This window comes from Mycobacterium sp. IS-1742, from assembly GCF_001500125.1.
Classification (GTDB): Bacteria; Actinomycetota; Actinomycetes; order Mycobacteriales; family Mycobacteriaceae; genus Mycobacterium.
This window is the reverse complement of the sequence record NZ_LQIV01000003.1, coordinates 1-17,147: the sequence shown is the minus strand read 5'-3', so window position 1 is coordinate 17,147 and position 17,147 is coordinate 1. Positions and strand designations below refer to the sequence as shown.

General features: G+C 69.1%; 15 protein-coding genes. 6 read left to right on the top strand and 9 right to left on the bottom strand.

What is annotated here, in order from left to right:
- Positions 1-63 precede the first annotated feature (63 nt).
- Positions 64-1,074, bottom strand: a complete 1,011-nt coding sequence (locus tag AU196_RS02920) for a uroporphyrinogen decarboxylase/cobalamine-independent methonine synthase family protein (RefSeq protein ID WP_059093598.1) — start codon at positions 1,072-1,074, stop codon at positions 64-66.
- Positions 1,075-1,126: 52 nt separating this feature from the next.
- On the opposite strand from AU196_RS02920, the gene AU196_RS02915 reads away from it, so the two are divergent.
- Both AU196_RS02915 and AU196_RS25445 read left to right on the top strand, forming a co-directional pair.
- Entirely contained in the window at positions 1,127-1,765 is a 639-nt protein-coding gene (locus tag AU196_RS02915) for a sensor domain-containing protein (RefSeq protein WP_059093597.1), read from the top strand.
- Between the two features lie 257 nt (positions 1,766-2,022).
- Positions 2,023-3,354 carry a hypothetical protein gene (locus AU196_RS25445; RefSeq protein WP_157545997.1) on the top strand — a complete coding sequence of 444 codons (1,332 nt, stop codon included), beginning with the start codon at positions 2,023-2,025 and terminating at the stop codon, positions 3,352-3,354.
- 993 nt (positions 3,355-4,347) lie between these two features.
- Here AU196_RS25445 and mnmA read toward each other — a convergent pair.
- From mnmA to AU196_RS02875, 8 genes are all read right to left on the bottom strand, one after another.
- Positions 4,348-5,427 carry a tRNA 2-thiouridine(34) synthase MnmA gene (gene mnmA / locus AU196_RS02910; protein ID WP_059093713.1) on the bottom strand — a complete coding sequence of 360 codons (1,080 nt, stop codon included), beginning with the start codon at positions 5,425-5,427 and terminating at the stop codon, positions 4,348-4,350.
- Between the two features lie 31 nt (positions 5,428-5,458).
- A complete protein-coding gene (locus AU196_RS02905; RefSeq protein ID WP_059093596.1) occupies positions 5,459-6,652 on the bottom strand; it encodes a cysteine desulfurase family protein in 1,194 nt (397 codons plus the stop codon).
- A gap of 47 nt (positions 6,653-6,699) precedes the next feature.
- Positions 6,700-7,536: a lysophospholipid acyltransferase family protein gene (locus AU196_RS02900; RefSeq protein WP_059093595.1), complete on the bottom strand. Its 837-nt coding sequence runs from the start codon at positions 7,534-7,536 to the stop codon at positions 6,700-6,702.
- Positions 7,533-8,372 carry a GNAT family N-acetyltransferase gene (locus AU196_RS02895; protein ID WP_059093712.1) on the bottom strand — a complete coding sequence of 280 codons (840 nt, stop codon included), beginning with the start codon at positions 8,370-8,372 and terminating at the stop codon, positions 7,533-7,535. Before AU196_RS02895 ends, AU196_RS02900 begins: the two co-directional genes overlap by 4 nt.
- 97 nt (positions 8,373-8,469) lie before the next feature.
- Positions 8,470-9,291 carry a mycofactocin-coupled SDR family oxidoreductase gene (locus AU196_RS02890; protein ID WP_059093594.1) on the bottom strand — a complete coding sequence of 274 codons (822 nt, stop codon included), beginning with the start codon at positions 9,289-9,291 and terminating at the stop codon, positions 8,470-8,472.
- A gap of 91 nt (positions 9,292-9,382) precedes the next feature.
- Positions 9,383-10,126, bottom strand: coding sequence for an SDR family oxidoreductase (locus AU196_RS02885; RefSeq protein WP_059093593.1), 744 nt, complete (start codon positions 10,124-10,126; stop codon positions 9,383-9,385).
- 121 nt (positions 10,127-10,247) lie between these two features.
- Positions 10,248-11,204, bottom strand: coding sequence for an electron transfer flavoprotein subunit alpha/FixB family protein (locus AU196_RS02880; protein WP_059093592.1), 957 nt, complete (start codon positions 11,202-11,204; stop codon positions 10,248-10,250).
- 32 nt (positions 11,205-11,236) lie between these two features.
- A complete protein-coding gene (locus AU196_RS02875; protein WP_059093591.1) occupies positions 11,237-12,037 on the bottom strand; it encodes an electron transfer flavoprotein subunit beta/FixA family protein in 801 nt (266 codons plus the stop codon).
- Positions 12,038-12,254: 217 nt separating this feature from the next.
- Here AU196_RS02875 and AU196_RS02870 point away from each other — a divergent pair, with 217 nt between their 5' ends.
- The 4 genes from AU196_RS02870 to AU196_RS02855 form a co-directional block, all read left to right on the top strand.
- Complete coding sequence (locus AU196_RS02870) at positions 12,255-13,049, top strand: class I SAM-dependent methyltransferase (protein WP_059093590.1); 795 nt, start codon at positions 12,255-12,257, stop codon at positions 13,047-13,049.
- The gene (locus tag AU196_RS02865) at positions 13,046-14,614 is read left to right on the top strand and encodes a 1,4-alpha-glucan branching protein domain-containing protein (protein WP_059093589.1); all 1,569 of its coding nucleotides are present in this window, start codon (positions 13,046-13,048) and stop codon (positions 14,612-14,614) included. The genes AU196_RS02870 and AU196_RS02865 overlap by 4 nt, the downstream gene beginning before the upstream one ends.
- Complete coding sequence (locus AU196_RS02860; RefSeq protein WP_059093588.1) at positions 14,611-15,849, top strand: glycosyltransferase family 4 protein; 1,239 nt, start codon at positions 14,611-14,613, stop codon at positions 15,847-15,849. Before AU196_RS02865 ends, AU196_RS02860 begins: the two co-directional genes overlap by 4 nt.
- 45 nt (positions 15,850-15,894) lie before the next feature.
- A partial coding sequence (locus AU196_RS02855) for an HNH endonuclease signature motif containing protein (RefSeq protein ID WP_059093587.1) occupies positions 15,895-17,147 on the top strand: 1,253 nt, incomplete at its 3' end.

The following is a 17,147-nucleotide window of genomic DNA, read 5'->3' as shown; positions in this document are numbered from 1 at the left end:
CCCTCTCGGGCTTTCACGCCGTGAGCGCAGAGTCAACCTGAGGTGGGTCAGCGGGTGGTGACGTCAAATGGCGTCGGGATCCGCGGCGAACGCGTCGGCGGTCTTCTGGGTCAGTTCGACGGCGATACGCGCCCATTCCGGCGTCGCGGTGGCCAGCCCGCAGGCCGGCGTCACGCCGATCCGCTCGCGCAGCACGGCGCGGGGGAAACCGAGTCGATCGGTCAGCGACACCGCCGAGGCGGCGACCTGTTCGACCGACGGTCGCGCGGCCGGGGCGGCGCCGGGCACCACGCCGAGCAGCACCGTGCGTCCGGACTCGACGAACTCGCCGATCCCGTCGAGGTCTTCGGCGGTGAGCGTGACGGTGTCCACCGCAACAGCCTGTATCTGGCTGCGCTGCAGCATGTTCCAGGGCAGCCCGACGGCGCAGCTGTGCAGCGCCACCTCACCGCCCACCCGGGCGATGCACTCGTCGAGCAGCTGGGTGGCCACCGCCTCGTCGACGGGATGCACCGGGGTGAGGCTGGTGACGCCGGTGAGCCGGCCGGCCAGCGCGGCGGGCAGCAGCGGCTCGTCGAACTGGACGACCACCGGGGTGTCGAGGCGGCGCGACACCTCCGCGCGGTGCACCGCCATACCCTCCGCCAGAGAGCCGGCGAGATCGCGGACCGCGCCGTGATCGGTGAGCGCCCGGTGGCCGCCGGGCAGTTCGAGCTCGGCGGCCAGGGTGATCGGACCCGGCGCCTGGACCTTGACGGTGCGGCCGGAGCCGCGCAGGCCGGCCTTCTCCCACGCCTCCTCCAACGCGTCGACGTCCTCGTCGAGCAGGCTCGTCGCCCGGCGGGCCGCAGAGCTCTTGCCGTTCGCGATGCGGTAACCGCGGGGCACGATGTCGATGCCGATGTCCACCAGGAGCGCGCCGGCGCGCCCGATCAGGTCGGCGCCGACACCCCGCGACGGAAGTTCCACCAGATGCGGCAGGGTGTGCAGTTCGCCGACGACGACTTCGGCGGCCTGCCGCGGATTGGTTCCGGGCCAGGAGCCGATACCGGTCGCGGCGGCGTAGACACTCACCCGGTGCACAGTATGCGACGCGGTTAGGCTCGTCAGCGGGAAGGGGACGGCGATGACCGCACGGGCCAGGGCGCTGACGGCGGCCGCTGCGGCGCTGCTGACCGCCGGGTGTGTGACGACCGTCGACGGCACCGCTATCCGGTCGGCCCCGGGCCTCGACGACGATTCCCGCTCCCCCGTCGACGTCGACACCGTGCTGCTCGAGACCGCGCAGATGCAGGCGATCACGGGCGCGGGCGAGGATCTCACCATCATTCCGAGCATGGACGGCAAGATCCCGGTCGACATCGAATCGTTGATGGAGCAGATGCCTGTGCCGTGCCGCTGGCTGTTCGCCGAGTCGCAGACCTTCGGCGACGAGGTCGAGGAGTTCCACAAGACGACGTTCCAGAATCCGCCCGACGGTGGCCTCATCTCGCAGGGCGCCGCCGGATATCGAGATGGGCCGACGGCGCGGCGGGCGTTCGACGCGGTGGTCGCGCTGGTCGACGGTTGCGGCACAACAGATTACGGTCCGGCCTACATCGGCGACTGGACGTCGACGGCCGATGCGCTCTCGACGCGGCCCGGCGACTGCGGGCGGGACTACCGCCTCAAGTCGGCGGTGCTCGTCGAGGTGACGTTCTGCAGGTTCACCGACTCGGTACCCGACATCGTGATGACCAACATCCTCGCGAAGGTGCCGGGTTAGCGGCGTGGCCGGCGCCGCCTGCGGTGGGTCGCGCGCCTGCGGTGGGTCGCTTAGGTGGACGGGTCATTCGACGGCCGTGGCTCGTTGCTCACACCGTGAGCGGATGCGGCTCGGCATAGATCAGGGAATTCGCGCAACCTGTTCAAGCCTCCCGCCGTGTCATCCGGAGCTCTGATGGAACCTGGAAGTAACCTCGCCACAGACAAGCCTAGCAACTCCAGCCACGAGCACTGCATCGTGCGTACGAAAGTCGGCCTTTGAAGAACCTCACCGAGAACCGCGACGTCACGGCGGCCCTTCTCCTCGAGCCACTTCAGTGGCGGGTTCGAGTGGTGGAAGAGATAGTCGTTGACGCAGCAACTACCTGTCTTCGCACGCGATCCCTCCAAGCGGCACCGCTCAGGCCGCTCATCGAATCGCATGTAAGTCCGGCTGACACACAAGTTCTGATCGCCCTCAATGTCGCCCCGATGCCCCGCGGCCCGCTACTCGACTTCACCATCGAGGGTCCGCTGGGCGACGCCTGGCTGCTGCCACGGATGGAGATCGCTCAGAGACAAGCGAGATATCTGACCGCGGTAGCTATGAGAGCTGGCATACGGGTTACCGGTCGGCAGAACCGGATCCTGACACGAGTTCTAGGCTTCTCCGAAACCGGATGGCTTTACGGCAGTGACGGTTTCTCGTTAGCCGACTATCTCGAGGACGGATTGGGTACCAGTGTTACTGCGCGAGTACTAGAGGAATGGGCGGCGATCAATACTTCCTGCAAAAGGCTATTGCGCCCTTTGCTAGATATGCCTGTTCAATACACTGTATGCGAGAGCCCCGCGTTAGCGATACCCGACCTGTACCCGGCTGACGTTCCCTTCGATGAGGATGACGCGACCAAATATCTGCGCGAATACCTACGCTTACTTCAAAAGATGCTAACAATGGTCGATTCCTCTCCTTTCGCAGGGGAGTTCTTACGAGCTCTTGCCGACTACGGAACGCATTACGATATGATCGTCGCAGTAAAAGTCCCCGTTGATGAGCCCTTTGTGATCAAGTACACCGAACGACGCAGCCTCACGCTTCACCCACTCCGTAGGACCGGGTCACAAATCTTAGTAATAGCTGATGCGCAGAGCAACCACGTTACCTTCAAGATCTCGGATCCAAATGTTCGTATTGCGGACTTCGCCGCCCTGGAACCCGCCAAGGACGAGTTCGCATTTGGATCCTTCCTTTCTAAGAGTGACGACCAGACGCGATCATTCTACGCACACGATACAGATCGTGATTACCGCGTCAGACTAAAATTCAAGCTTGCGCTTCTGCGTCGGCTTCAGGGAGTTCCGTATCTCGCTTCCCTCTTGATATTTCTTCTCTCTATGGTTCTAATGCGTGAACCTACTAAAGACTTGAGGACGCTCGGGTTAATTGTGGGCCCGTCGGCATTGGCAGCATCAGTCCTGCTCGCGCGGGAACCCTCAACCCTCGGGTCTCGACTCCGGTTGGCCAGTACGCTCGTGTTGGCTGGCTCGGTCCTTTTTCTGCTGTGCGCCACGGTCGTGTCGTACCTTCGTGGGACGATCCCGAGCTAGAGTTGCCACAGAGGGCGAGGGAGGCGAAGGGCGATGGCGAAAAATACTGGGCGCGGCGCACGAACCGGGTCGGTCACCAAACGGAGCCAGTTACGGACCGCGTCAGGCACGTGGGTGAAACGCGATACGACCACCGGCCGCTTCGTCCAAGCGAAGAAGAACGGCGGCAGCTTTAAAGGAGTCAGAAAGGAGAAGTGACCCTGCAGACGCGCCTTGCACCTGAGCGAGCCGCAACCGCTCCGCTATCTCCGGGCTCACATAACGCTGTTGACTTCATTCACTCGCAGTAAAGTGCCCGCTCAACGGCCGCAGTCCATCGGGCCATCGGCGTCTGTGACCATAAGCAGGTCAATGTAGCTGGATGAAACCTACGGGCCAGAGTCACACTGCGCAACGCGCCAGCTACTCGACGGAGGAACCATTCGAGCGGCCATCGAGTTACGTTGAACTGCAACGGATTACGGCATATGATGAATCTGGTTCCACACAGCGATTGTGTAGGCAGGCCAGCCGTCGGGTGAGACCTCCCACGACTCCGCGAGCCACGGGACGACGCTGCCGTCGGGCGTTCGGAGACAAGCGAATCCAGGTACTGCCGCGCGACATAGGTCTGCGGCATGTCACCGAAGCCGTGCGGGTCCAGGCAGGTGGGTTCGCGATCGGTGGCATAGACAATCGAGCCTCCGCTCACGGGGGCCCGGCGGCCGTCGACGCCAACGAGCTGTCGGATCCCCCGCCACGCGGTGAGCGCGGCCGTGAGCGTCACAGGGGGCAGGAGCAAACGGGCAGCACTGAAGGCAGGCATCGAGGGTGTGGATCTATTGGTGAACTGCACGCGTATAAGCCGGCAACGATGAATCTGGGGCTTGGTCACCATGCCGGACAACTGTCGCTTGCGTAAGCGATGAAATCGCACCAATGATGACGGACGGGGTGAATCACCGCCGCTCGCGCCGTGTAAAGCGTTGCCGCCTCGAGGCCGGCAGCCACGACTCAGTGCCCCTCGGCCCCGCTGATCGTCGCGCTGGCCAGTACCTCGTCGCCGGCGGGGTCGGGCCGGTAGATCACCATCGTCTGGCCGGGCGCGACACCGCGCAGCGGCGCCCGCAACTGCACCGACAGCACGCCCGAGTCATATGACGCCACCGCGTCCGCCAGCCCGCCGTGCGCCCGCACCTGGACCTGGCACTCCACGGGCCCCGTGAACGCGGCCCCGGACGTGAACACCGGACTCTCGCCGGTCAACCGCCACACGTCGAGGTCCTCGACACCGCCGACCCGCACCGTCCCGGTGGCCGCGTCGATGCCGGTGACGTAGCGCGGCTGCCCGTCCGCGCCGGGACCCGCGATACCGAGCCCCTTGCGCTGTCCGATCGTGAACCCGTGCACGCCTTCGTGTTCGGCGAGTTTCGTGCCACCGGCATCGACCACCGCGCCGGGTCGCACCCCGATCCGCGCACCCAGGAACGCCCGGGTGTCCCCCGACGGGATGAAACAGATATCGTGGCTGTCGGGCTTGTCGGCCACGGCCAGTCCGCGGGCGGCCGCCTCCTCGCGGATCTGCGCCTTCGGCGTGTCCCCGATCGGGAACACCGCGTGGCGCAACTGCTGTGCGGTCAGCACCGCCAGCACATAGGACTGATCCTTGTCGTGATCGACCGCGCGGCGCAGGCGGCCGTCGGACAGCCGCGCGTAGTGACCGGTGGCGAGCGCGTCGAATCCCAGCGCCAGCGCCCGCCCCGCCAACGCGGAGAACTTGATCTTCTCGTTGCACCGCACACACGGATTCGGCGTCTCTCCGCGCTCATAGGACGCGACGAAGTCGTCGATCACGTCCTCTTTGAAGCGGTCGGCGAAATCCCACACGTAAAACGGGATGTCGAGCACGTCGGCGACGCGACGGGCATCCCCCGCGTCCTCCTTCGAACAACATCCCCGCGATCCGGTCCGCAGCGTCCCGGGGGTCGCGGACAGCGCGAGGTGCACCCCGACCACGTCGTGGCCGGCGTCGACCATGCGCGCCGCGGCGACCGAGGAGTCGACGCCGCCGCTCATCGCGACCAGAACACGCATCATCGCTCACTCTTCGCGCAAGCGCTCATCGTCAGTCCACCACCCCGGACGCGGCCAGCGCCGCCTGCCGCGCCCGCTCGACGGCGGCGGGCAGCACCTCGAGCGCCGCGTCGACGTCGGCGTCGGTGCTCGTGTGGCCGAGCGACAGCCGCAGGGAACCACGGGCACTGGCCGGATCGGCGCCCATCGCGATCAGCACGTGCGAGGGCTGCGCCACCCCGGCGGTGCACGCCGAGCCGGTCGAACACTCGATTCCCTTGGCGTCCAACAGCATCAGAAGCGAATCGCCTTCGCATCCCCGGAAGGTGAAGTGGGCGTTGCCCGGTAACCGGTCGCCGCGGGCACCGTTGACGGCGACGTCGTCGATCGTGGCCAGCACACCGTCGATCAGCCGGTCCCGCAGCGCGGACACCCGGCCACGATGGGCGTCGAGGCCGTCGACCGCGACCCGCGCCGCCGCCGCCATGGCGACCGCACCGGCGACGTCGGCCGTCCCGGAACGGACGTCGCGTTCCTGGCCACCGCCGTGCAACAGCGGCACGCAGGCGGTATCGCGGCGCAACAGCAGCGCGCCGATACCGGTGGGTCCGCCGAACTTGTGCGCCGTCACGCTCATCGCCGACAGTCCGCTCGCCGCGAAGTCCACCGGCAACTGACCGACCGCCTGCACCGCGTCGCTGTGCATCGGCACACCGAACTCGGCGGCGACCGCGGACAGCTCGGCGATCGGCTGGACGGTGCCGACCTCGTTGTTGGCCCACATGACCGACACCAGCGCGACGTCGTCGTGGGACTGCAGCACCGCGCGCAGGGCCGCGGCCGTCACCGACCCGTCGGCCCGCACGGGCAGCCAGGTCACCTCGGCGCCCTCGTGCTCGACCAGCCACTGCACCGCGTCCAGAACGGCGTGGTGCTCGATCGGCGTGGTGACGATGCGGTGACGGCGCCGTTCGGCGTCGCGACGCGCCCAGAAGATCCCCTTGACCGCGAGGTTGTCGCTCTCGGTGCCGCCCGCGCAGAAGATGATCTCCGACGGACGCGCGCCCAACAGCCCGGCCAGCGTCTCGCGGGCCTCCTCCATCCGGCGGCGCGCCAACCGGCCCGCACCGTGCAGCGAGGAGGCATTGCCGACGGTGGTCAGCACGGCCGTCATCGCCTCGATGGCAGCGGGGTGCATCGGGGTGGTCGCGGCGTGGTCGAGGTAGACCGACTTCGACGAGGTCATGGCCCGTCCAGGATAGCCGTCGACCGGGCACCGCCCGGATCGCCGGGTCAGGCGGCCAGCACGTGAGCGCTCGCCGTCACCGGCGCGATGCCCCGGACGGCCGTCTCGCAGCGGGCGGCCAGGTCACGGCGGTCGTCGCCGGGCAGCTGCAGCGACTCGACGCCGATGTGGCAGACCGTCCGGCGGGCGGTGATGACCCGTCGGACCGAAGCCGCCAGGGAATCGTCGCCGACGAATGCGGGCACGGTGGACAGCCGTCCGTCGTGGTGGCGGTAGGTGATGCGCAGCGGCTGCACCGGCCGCCCCGCGTCCACGGCGGCCTGGAACATCGCCGGGCGGAAACGGCCGTGGCCCAACCCGCACCAGGTGGTGCCCTCGGGGAATGCGACGACGGAGTGGCCGGCCCGCAGCCGGTCGGTGACCGCGGCCACGACCGCGGGCAGCCGACGCAGGCTCCCCCGGTCGATCGGGATGACCTTCATCAACCGCACGACGGGTCCCAGGGCGGGCCAGTCGACGAGGTCGGCCCGCGCGACGAACGATCCGGGCAGCACCGCGCCGATGGTGAAGATGTCCAGCCAGGAGACGTGCCCGCTGACCACCAGGACGCCGCGCAGGTTGCGGATGGGCCCACCCGACACGGCGATCCGCACGCCGAAGCTGCGCAGCATCAGCCGGCAGTAGGCGCGTTGCACGTGCCACCGGCCGGGCAGCGGCAGCGCCAGCAGCCACACACACGAGAACAGCGCCGCCGCCGAGCCGACCCGCACCCCGGTGCGCACCGCGACCCACCAGCGTCGCCCGGGCCGGTCGGCGCCTGCGGCCACGCAACTCGCGTCGCAGGTGGCGCGCTGCAGCCAGGCGTGTTCGGTCGCGAGCGTCATGACGCGGTACCCCCCGCCAGCCCCTCGGCCATCTCGCCTGCCGCCGCGACCGACCGCAGCCGGCGCAGGTAGCGGATGTCGGCGTGGCGTTTGTCCAGGAGCGCCGGGAAGTCCCCGACGCCGAAGTCCGGATCGTGTGCCGGATCCCCGCAGACCTGCGCGCCCAGCCGCAGGTAGCCGCGCATGAGCGGCGGCATCGCGACCCGCGCCGGGGGCGCGATGGCGTCCAGTCCGCGGCCGTCGACCACCACCGGGCGGTACGGGTGCACGGTGTAGCGCTCCGGGGCGGCGTGACGGCGCCGCGCGAAGTCGCGCACACCGCGCAGCTGGGTACCCGCCGGTTCGCCGGCCGGCCCGGCGACCGGTACCGAGACACATCCGGTGACGTAGTCGTAGCCGCAGCGGTCGAGATAGGCCAGGATGCCGGCCCACATGAGCAGCACCACACCGCCGTTGCGGTGGTCCTGGCGCACCACCGCGCGGCCCATCTCGACCAGCGACGGCCGCAGCGGGTCGAGGGCCCGCACGTCGAATTCAGTCGCGGTGTAGAGGCCGCCCGCGGCGATGGCCCCGGCCGGGGGCAGCATCCGGTAGCAGCCGACCAGTTCGCCGGAGGTGTCCTCGCGTACGAGCAGGTGGTCGCAGTATTCGTCGAAGCGATCGGCGTCCCGACCGTCGAGAGTGCCGGCGAGGGCGAATCCCGGCTCGGAGGTGAACACGTCGTGGCGCAGCCGCTGCGCGGCGCTGATCAGGTCGGGATCGGTAGACAGGAGCAGCGAATACCGCGGGGTGTCGGCGGCGATATCGGCGGAGATGAGGACAGAAGCAGTGCTCATGTCCAGCACGGTCGCTGAGCCGTTCAGCGCGGCGGCAAGCGCTGCGTGACGTGTTCGTGCACGCTCGGTGACGAGTTGGTCGCTCGTCGGCCGCGGATCACATCGCCGCGTGCCCCGCGTCGACCGGTAGCGCCGTGCCGGTGATGTAGCGCGCCTTCGGGCCGGCCAGCCACACGACGGCGTTGGCGACGTCCTCGGGTTCCACGTACGGGACGGGCAGCAGATTGCCGGCCATGGCGTCGGAGGTGGGGTTCGCCGCGAACACGGTGGCCATGTGCTCGTTGAGGATCATCGGGGTGCCGACGCCGGTGGGATGAACGGAGTTGACCCGGATGTTGTGCGGCGCATACGCGTTGGCTGCCGAGCGCATCAACCCGACGACGCCGTGCTTGGACGCCGCGTAGGCGAACATCGCGGCGCTGCCATCGCCGCCGCGGCCGACCAGACCCTGCATGGAACTGGTGAGGATGATCGATCCGCCCCGACCCTTGCGGATGATGGACGGGGCGGTGGCGGCGATCGTGTGCCACACGCCGTTCAGGTTGATGTCGACGATGTCGCGGTAGAGCCGCTCGTCGGTCGGGTCGGTCAGGCCGATCGCCACCACGCCGGCGTTGGCCACCACGATGTCCAACTCGCCCAGCTCGGCGGTGCCGGTCTGAACGGCCGCCTGCAGGTCCGCCAGGTCCCGGACGTCGGCGATCACGGTCACCACCTGGCGTCCCGTGGCCCGCACCAGTTCGGCGGTCTCGTCGAGGTCCTCCTTGGTCGCCAGCGGGTACGGGATGGACTCGATGTCGGCGCAGCGGTCGATCGCGATGATGTCGGCGCCCTCGGCGGCCAGTGCCACCGCGTGGCTCCTGCCCTGGCCGCGGGCGGCGCCCGTCACGAGTGCGACGGTGTGATCGAGATCTCCCATGAACCTGCCTTCGTCGGTGGTGTGTCGCCGGACCCGGCGACTATACGAACGTACAAGGTGCGGGCTCCGCGAGGCGCTGCGGGTGTACGGCTCAGCGACGGGCCAGCCAGTCGCCGAAGCGGGTTGGGGCGATCACCGCGCCCTCACCGGTCACCAGGCTGGTGTCGCCGACCGGCGTGCCGAAATACCTGGCGTCCGGATCGACGACCACCGCCACGTCGGCGCTCCGCGCGGCGAGAACGGCGCGGGCCAGGTCGGCGAACGGCAGCTTGTCCGGTCCGCCGACGTCGACCACGCCGTTGACCGGCGCGCCGACGGCCACGCGAGCCACCTCGGCGGCCACGTCGGCCGCGGCGATCGGCTGGATGAGAGCGTCGGGCGCCCTGACCTGGTCGCCGACGGTGAGCGAGTCGGTGATCATCTCGGCGAATTCGTGGAACTGGGTGGCACGCACGATGGTGTATGGCAGCCCGGATTCGGCCACCGCCTTCTCCTGCGCGACTTTCGCTCGCATGTAACCGCTTTCGGGCAGGCCGTCGGCGCCGACGATCGAGAGCACGACGTAGTGGCCGATGCCCGCCGCGCGCGCCCCCGACACCAGGTTCGCCGACGACCGGCGGAAGAACTCCATGACCGGGCCGTCCTCGAACGACGGTGAGTTGGTGACGTCGACGAGTACGTCGGCACCGGTCAGCGCGTCATCCAGACCGTCGCCGGTGAGGACGTCGGCACCGGAACCGCGCGACGCCGCGACGACGTCGTGCCCCTCCCGACGCAGTAGGTCGACGACCTGTGCACCGATCTGTCCGGTCGCTCCCATGACGGTGATCTTCATCGTGTGACTCCTCTCGCTCACCCACTCAGGGTGGCACTGCGACCACACGTTTCGAGGGCAAGACGCGAAGAACCCCGGCACCGCGCGGGTGCCGGGGTTCTCGCTACCGCGTCGAGCGGGTTCAGCCCTTGCGCGCCTTGACCTTCTCGGTGAGCTGCGGGGTGACCTTGAACAGGTCGCCGACGATGCCGAGATCGGAGATCTCGAAGATCGGCGCCTCTTCGTCCTTGTTCACCGCGATGATCGTCTTGCTGGTCTGCATACCGGCGCGGTGCTGGATCGCGCCGGAGATGCCCAGCGCGATGTACAGCTGCGGCGAGACCGTCTTACCGGTCTGGCCGACCTGGAACTGACCCGGGTAGTAGCCCGAGTCCACCGCGGCGCGCGCCGCGCCGACCGCACCGCCGAGGGCGTCGGCGAGTTCCTCGACGATGCCGAAGTTCTCGGCACTGCCGACACCACGGCCGCCCGAGACGACGACGGTCGCCTCGGTGAGCTCCGGACGGTCGCCGGCCACGGCGGGCTCCCGCTTAGTGATCTTCGTCGCGGTCTCGGCCTGGGCCGGAACCTCGACGTTGACGACCTCGCCGGCACCGTCGGCGGGCTCGGCGTCGATCGCGCCCGCGCGCACGGTGATCACCGGGGTGTCACCGGTGACCTCGGCCTCCACGGTGTAGGCGCCACCGAAGATCGAGTGGGTGGCCTTGCCGCCTTCGGCAACCGCGATGACGTCGGTCAGCACACCGGAGCCGATGCGGGCCGCGAGCCGGCCGCCGATCTCCTTGCCGTCCGCGGAGGCGGCCAACAGCACCCCGGCGGGGCTGTTCGACTCGGCCAGCGCGGCGAGCACGTCGACCTGCGGGGTGACGAGGTAGTTCTCCGCGTCGTCGGATTCGGCGACGTAGATCTTCGCGGCGCCGGCGGCCTTGAGGCCGTCGACCAGCGGCTCGGCGGTGCCCGGCTTGCCCACCACGACGGCGGAGGGTTCGCCCAGCGCGCGAGCGGCGGTGATCAACTCGCTGGTGACCTTCTTGAGTGCACCTTCGGCGTGCTCGACGAGCACGAGTACTTCAGCCATTTGTCTTCCGGTCCTTCGTGTCTCGGGGAGTCTTAGATGATCTTCTGACCGACCAGGTACTCGGCGACCTTGCTGCCGCCTTCGCCTTCGTCGGTGACCTTCTCGCCTGCGGTCTTCGGCGGCTTCGGCGTCGACGAGAGCACCTTGGAACCGGCGTTCGCCACGCCGACCTCGTCGGACTCGACACCGATCTCGGCCAGCGTCAGCGTCGTCACTTCCTTCTTCTTGGCGGCCATGATGCCCTTGAAGGACGGGAAGCGCGGCTCGTTGATCTTCTCGTTCACGCTGACCACGGCGGGCAGCGGCGCCTCGAGGGTGAACACACCGTCGTCGGTCTCGCGCTCACCGGTGACCTTGCCGTCCTCGACGGTGACCTTGCGCATGTGGGTCAGCTGCGGCAGGCCCAGGTACTCGGCGATGATGGCCGGCACCGCGCCGCCCGCACCGTCGGTCGCCTCGTTGCCTGCGATGACCAACTCGGTGCCCTCGATGGCGCCCAGCGCGCGGGCCAGCGCCCAGCCGGTCTGCACCATGTCGGAACCGTGCATACCCTCGTCCACGAGGTGCACGGCCTTGTCGGCACCCATGGACAGCGCCTTGCGGATCGCCTCGGTGGCCCGCTCCGGGCCGGCGGTCAGCACGGTGACGGTGCCCTCGACCCCGTTGGCCGCTTCCTTCTCCTTGATGAGGAGCGCTTCTTCGACGGCACGCTCGTTGATCTCGTCGAGCACGGCGTCGGCGGCTTCCCGGTCCAGGGTCCAGTCGCCCTCGGAGAGCTTGCGCTCGGACCAGGTGTCGGGGACCTGTTTGATCAGGACCACAATGTTCGTCATGAGATGGTTCGTCCTCCTCGATGAGGCCGGCCGGCGGTCGGCCCGTTACCACGTTTTGTGAAACTGGCACCATGTTACTCGTCAGTAACTACAGGTGGTTTGCAGGAACACCATAGCTGGTCGAAGTTCATGCGCCCGCCTCCCCTACCACCGCGAACCCGTCGCGAACTGTTCGCGAACCGGCCACGATCCCGTCGCCTGGGTTAGCCTGCCTGCGATGAGCGCATTCGTTACCGGGCCGCGCGAGGGCGGCGACGAGACTCTCCCCCTCACCGGCGAGCGGACGATCCCCGGCCTGGCCGAGGAGAACTACTGGTTTCGTCGGCACGAGGTGGTCTACGCCCGCCTCCTGCAGCGATGCGCCGGGCGCGACGTGCTCGAGGCCGGATGCGGCGAAGGCTACGGGGCGGACCTGATCGCCGGGGTCGCGCGGCGCGTGATCGCCCTGGACTACGACGAGGCCACCGTCGCGCACGTGCGCGCCCGCTACCCACGCGTCGAGGTCCACCACGGCAACCTGGCCGCCCTGCCGCTGGCCGACGCATCGGTCGACGTGGTGGTGAACTTCCAGGTCATCGAACATCTGTGGGATCAACCACAATTCGTCGCCGAATGCCTGCGGGTGCTGCGTCCCGGCGGGCTGCTGCTGATGTCGACACCGAACCGGATCACGTTCTCCCCCGGCCGCGACACCCCGGTCAACCCGTTCCACACCCGCGAACTCGACGCGGCCGAACTGACCGACCTGCTCACCACCGCGGGGTTCGTGATCGAAGGCGTCTACGGGGTCTTCCACGGCGACCGCCTGCGCGAGGCGGACGCCCGGCACGGCGGCTCGATCATCGACGCGCAGATCGCCCGCGCCGTGGCCGACGCGCCGTGGCCGCAGGACCTGCTCGACGACGTGGCCGCGGTGCGCGCCGACGACTTCGACCTGGTGGAAGCCGGCAGCCGCGACAACCCCGATATCAATGACAGCCTCGACCTGGTGGCGATCGCGGTGCGGCCGTGAGCGACGACGCGCCTGCGGTACCGGGGCTGTTCACCCTCGTCCTGCACACGCATCTGCCATGGTTGGCCCACCACGGACGCTGGCCGGTCGGCGAGGAGTGGCTGTACCAGTCGTGGTCGGCGTCGTACCTGCCGTTGATGCGGGTGCTGCGCAGGCTGGCCGCCGAGGACCGCGGCCACCTGCTCACGCTCGGGATGACGCCGGTGGTGACCGCCCAGCTCGACGACCCCTACTGCCTGACCGGTATGCACAGCTGGCTGGCGAACTGGCGGCTGCGGGCGCTGGAGGCCGCGACGCTGCGCACGTCGTCGGACACCACGCCGGCCTGCACACCCGAGGCGATGCGGACCTTCGGCGCCCGCGAACAACGCGAAGCCGATCACGCGCTCGACGAATTCGCCACGCTGTGGCGCCACGGCGGCAGCCCGCTGCTGCGTGAGCTCGTCGACGCCGGCACCGTCGAGCTGCTGGGCGGACCGCTGGCGCATCCGTTCCAGCCGCTGCTCAACCCGCGGCTACGGGAGTTCGCGCTGCGCGAAGGGCTCGCCGACGCCGCACAGCGCTTCGCTCACACCCCGCGCGGGATCTGGGCCCCGGAGTGCGCGTACGCGCCGGGTATGGAGACCGACTACGCCGCCGCGGGCGTCGGCCATTTCATGGTCGACGGTCCGTCGCTGCACGGCGACACCGCCCTCGGCCGCCCGGTCGGCGACTCCGGCGTCGTCGCGTTCGGGCGCGATCTGCAGGTCAGCTACCGCGTGTGGTCGCCGAAGTCCGGCTATCCGGGCCACGCCGCCTACCGGGACTTCCACACCTACGACCACGTGACGGGGTTGAAGCCGGCGCGGGTCACCGGCCGCAACGTGCCCTCGTCGGGCAAAGCGCCGTACGACCCGGACCGCGCCGACGCCGCAATCGACGCCCACGTCGCCGACTTCGTGGCCGTGGTCCGGCGGCGGCTGCTCGACGAGAGCGAGCGGATCGGCAGGCCGGCGCACGTGGTCGCCGCCTTCGACACCGAACTGTTCGGCCACTGGTGGTACGAGGGCCCGGAGTGGCTGGCGCGCGTGTTGCGGGCGCTGCCCGAAGCGGGCGTGCGGGTCGGCACCCTCGGCGACGCCGTGGACGACGGATTCGTCGGCGCGCCAGTCGATCTGCCGCCGAGCTCGTGGGGTTCGGGCAAGGACTGGCAGGTCTGGGCGGGTGATCAGGTGACCGACTTCGTGCGACTCAACGCCGAAGTCGTCGACACCGCGCTGAGCACCGTCGACAAGGCGCTCACCCAGCACGCGTCGGTGGGCACCCCGACACCGCGCGACACCGTCGCCGACCAGATCCTGCGCGAGACCCTGCTCACGGTGTCCAGCGACTGGCCGTTCATGGTCAGCAAGGACTCCGCCGCCGACTACGCCCGCTACCGGGCGCACCTGCACGCCCACGCCACCCGCGAGATCGCCGACGCCCTGGCCGCCGGCCGCCGGGAGCAGGCACAGCGCCTCGCCGACGGCTGGAACCGCGCCGACGGCCTGTTCGGCGCGCTCGACGCCAGACGGTTGCCCCGGTGAAAGTCCTTCTCGTGTCGTGGGAGTACCCGCCGGTGGTCATCGGCGGGCTCGGCCGCCACGTCCATCACCTCGCCACCGCGCTGGCCGCGGCCGGCCATGAGGTCGTGGTGCTGAGCCGCCGCCCGGCCGACACCGACCCCAGCACGCACCCCACCACCGACGAGATCAGCGAGGGTGTGCGCGTGGTCGCGGCCGCCCACGACCCGCACGAGTTCGCGTTCGGCCCCGACATGATGGCGTGGACACTGGCGATGGGTCACGCCATGATCCGGGCCGGTCTGGCGATCAAGGACCACGGTCAGCCGTGGCGCCCCGACGTGGTCCACGCCCACGACTGGCTGGTCGCCCACCCGGCGATCACGTTGGCCGAATTCTTCGATGTGCCACTGGTGTCGACGATCCACGCCACCGAGGCCGGCAGGCACTCCGGCTGGGTGGCCGGCCGGATCAGCCGCCAGGTGCACGCGGTGGAGTCCTGGCTGGTGCGCGAATCCGATTCGCTCATCACGTGTTCGGCGTCGATGCGCGAGGAGATCACCGAACTGTTCGGGCCCGGCCTGCCGGAGATCCGGGTCATCCGCAACGGAATCGAGGCCGCGCGTTGGCCGTTCGCGCGCCGCCGGTCACACGGCGGGCCTGCCCAACTGCTCTACCTCGGCCGGCTGGAATACGAGAAGGGAGTGCACGACGCCATCGCCGCGCTCCCCCGGATCCGGCGCACCCATCCCGGCACCACCCTCACCATCGCCGGCGACGGCACCCAGTTGGACTGGCTCATCGAGCAGACACGAAAGCACAAGGTGCGCAAGGCTGTGACGTTCGTCGGCCGGCTGGACCACGACGGGCTCGTCGACATGCTCCACACCGCGGACGCGGCGGTGCTGCCCAGCCACTACGAACCCTTCGGGATCGTCGCCCTCGAGGCGGCCGCGACCGGCACACCGCTGGTGACCTCCACGGCGGGGGGCCTCGGCGAAGCCGTGATCGACGGGGTGACCGGGATGTCGTTTACGCCACGCGACGTCGCGGCGCTCGCCGCGGCCGTGCGCGCCGTGCTCGACGACCCGGTCGCCGCGCAGCGGCGCGCGGTCGCCGCCCGTGATCGTCTCACCTCGGACTTCGACTGGAACACCGTCGCCGCGGAGACCACGCAGATCTACATCGCCGCGAAACGCCGTGAGCGCGAACCGCATCCACGCGTCCCGATCGTCGAGCGGGCACTGCCCGACCGCTGATCTTCCGTCGGCGGACTTGTCGTACCCCTCTGCTTGTATGGGGTCATGTCCTCGGTCGCGACGTCCTATGGCGCGGATACGCGCTCGGCGGATCGTCTCGATGCGTTGTTCGAGGAGATCGGGGAGCTGATGGGTCAGCGCAACTCCATCGATGGGCGCCTGGTGGAGATCGCCGCCGAGATCGAACACGACGAGTTGATCGGCATGACCGGTACGCGCTCGCTGGCGGCATTGATGGCCTGGAAGACCGGGTCCTCACCGCGCAACGGCAAGACCATCGCCGCCGTCGCCCACCACATCACCGAATTCCCCCAGTGTGTGCAGGCCCTGCGCGAAGGCCGGCTGTCGCTCGATCAGGTCGGGGTGATCGCCGAAAGCGCCGGCCCTGGATCCGATGCGCACTATGCGGAGTTGGCCGTCAACGCCTCGGTCAGCCAGCTGCGCACCGCCATCAAACTCGAACCGAAACCGGAACCCCAGTCCGACGAGCCGGAACCCACGCCGGACCCGGGCCCGCAGCCCTCGATCGCCAAGACCAGCGATGAGCAGTACACCTACTGGCGCATCGCCCTACCCCATGTCGAGGCGGCGATGTTCGACGCCGCCCTACAGTCCCACCACGATGCGTTGGTCGCGCAGTGGAAACGCGACCACGGTGACAGTGCGGGCGCGGACCGGCCGCCGCTGCCCACCACCATCGATGCGTTCCTGGCGCTCGTCGGAGCCGGCTGGGACACCGAAGCGATACGCCGCCCGCACGGTCAGCGCACCACCATCGTCGTGCATCTCGACATCAACGACCGCATCGCCGCATTGCATCTGGGACCGCTGCTGTCGGATGCCGACCGGCAGTACCTGACCTGTGACGCCACCTGCGAGGTGTGGTTCGAACGCGACGGCCAGCCTCTCGGCGCCGGGCGCACCACCCGGCTGATCAACCGCCGCCTGCGCCGCGCCCTCGAGCACCGCGACCGCACCTGCGTCGTGCCCGGTTGTGGGGCCACCCGCGGGTTGCACGCCCACCACCTCCGCCATTGGGAAGACGGCGGGGCCACCGACCTGGACAACCTCGTCCTGCTGTGCCCGTTCCATCACCGGCTGCACCACAACGGGGTCATCACCATCACCGGACCCGCATCGGAGCTCACCGTCACCGACGGCACCGGCCGAAAACTCGAACACGGTCCCCTCGCGCGCCCACCTAATCGGCCCCCGCCCACCGTGCCGCCCTACCGCGGACCATCCGGCGAACGCGCCGACTGGTGGTGGTACACCCCATACCAACCCCCCCCCCCCAC

What these genes read in the sequence shown, in the direction of transcription:
- AU196_RS02915 (WP_059093597.1), top strand. Translation starts at nt 1,127, where the DNA reads ATGACCGCACGGGCCAGGGCGCTGACGGCGGCCGCTGCGGCGCTGCTG.
- AU196_RS02885 (WP_059093593.1), bottom strand. Translation starts at nt 10,126, where the DNA reads ATGAAGATCACCGTCATGGGAGCGACCGGACAGATCGGTGCACAGGTC.
- AU196_RS02905 (WP_059093596.1), bottom strand. Translation starts at nt 6,652, where the DNA reads ATGACCTCGTCGAAGTCGGTCTACCTCGACCACGCCGCGACCACCCCG.
- AU196_RS02875 (WP_059093591.1), bottom strand. Translation starts at nt 12,037, where the DNA reads ATGACGAACATTGTGGTCCTGATCAAACAGGTCCCCGACACCTGGTCC.
- AU196_RS02900 (WP_059093595.1), bottom strand. Translation starts at nt 7,536, where the DNA reads ATGACGCTCGCGACCGAACACGCCTGGCTGCAGCGCGCCACCTGCGAC.
- AU196_RS02880 (WP_059093592.1), bottom strand. Translation starts at nt 11,204, where the DNA reads ATGGCTGAAGTACTCGTGCTCGTCGAGCACGCCGAAGGTGCACTCAAG.
- AU196_RS02890 (WP_059093594.1), bottom strand. Translation starts at nt 9,291, where the DNA reads ATGGGAGATCTCGATCACACCGTCGCACTCGTGACGGGCGCCGCCCGC.
- AU196_RS02895 (WP_059093712.1), bottom strand. Translation starts at nt 8,372, where the DNA reads ATGAGCACTGCTTCTGTCCTCATCTCCGCCGATATCGCCGCCGACACC.
- mnmA (WP_059093713.1), bottom strand. Translation starts at nt 5,427, where the DNA reads ATGCGTGTTCTGGTCGCGATGAGCGGCGGCGTCGACTCCTCGGTCGCC.
- AU196_RS02870 (WP_059093590.1), top strand. Translation starts at nt 12,255, where the DNA reads ATGAGCGCATTCGTTACCGGGCCGCGCGAGGGCGGCGACGAGACTCTC.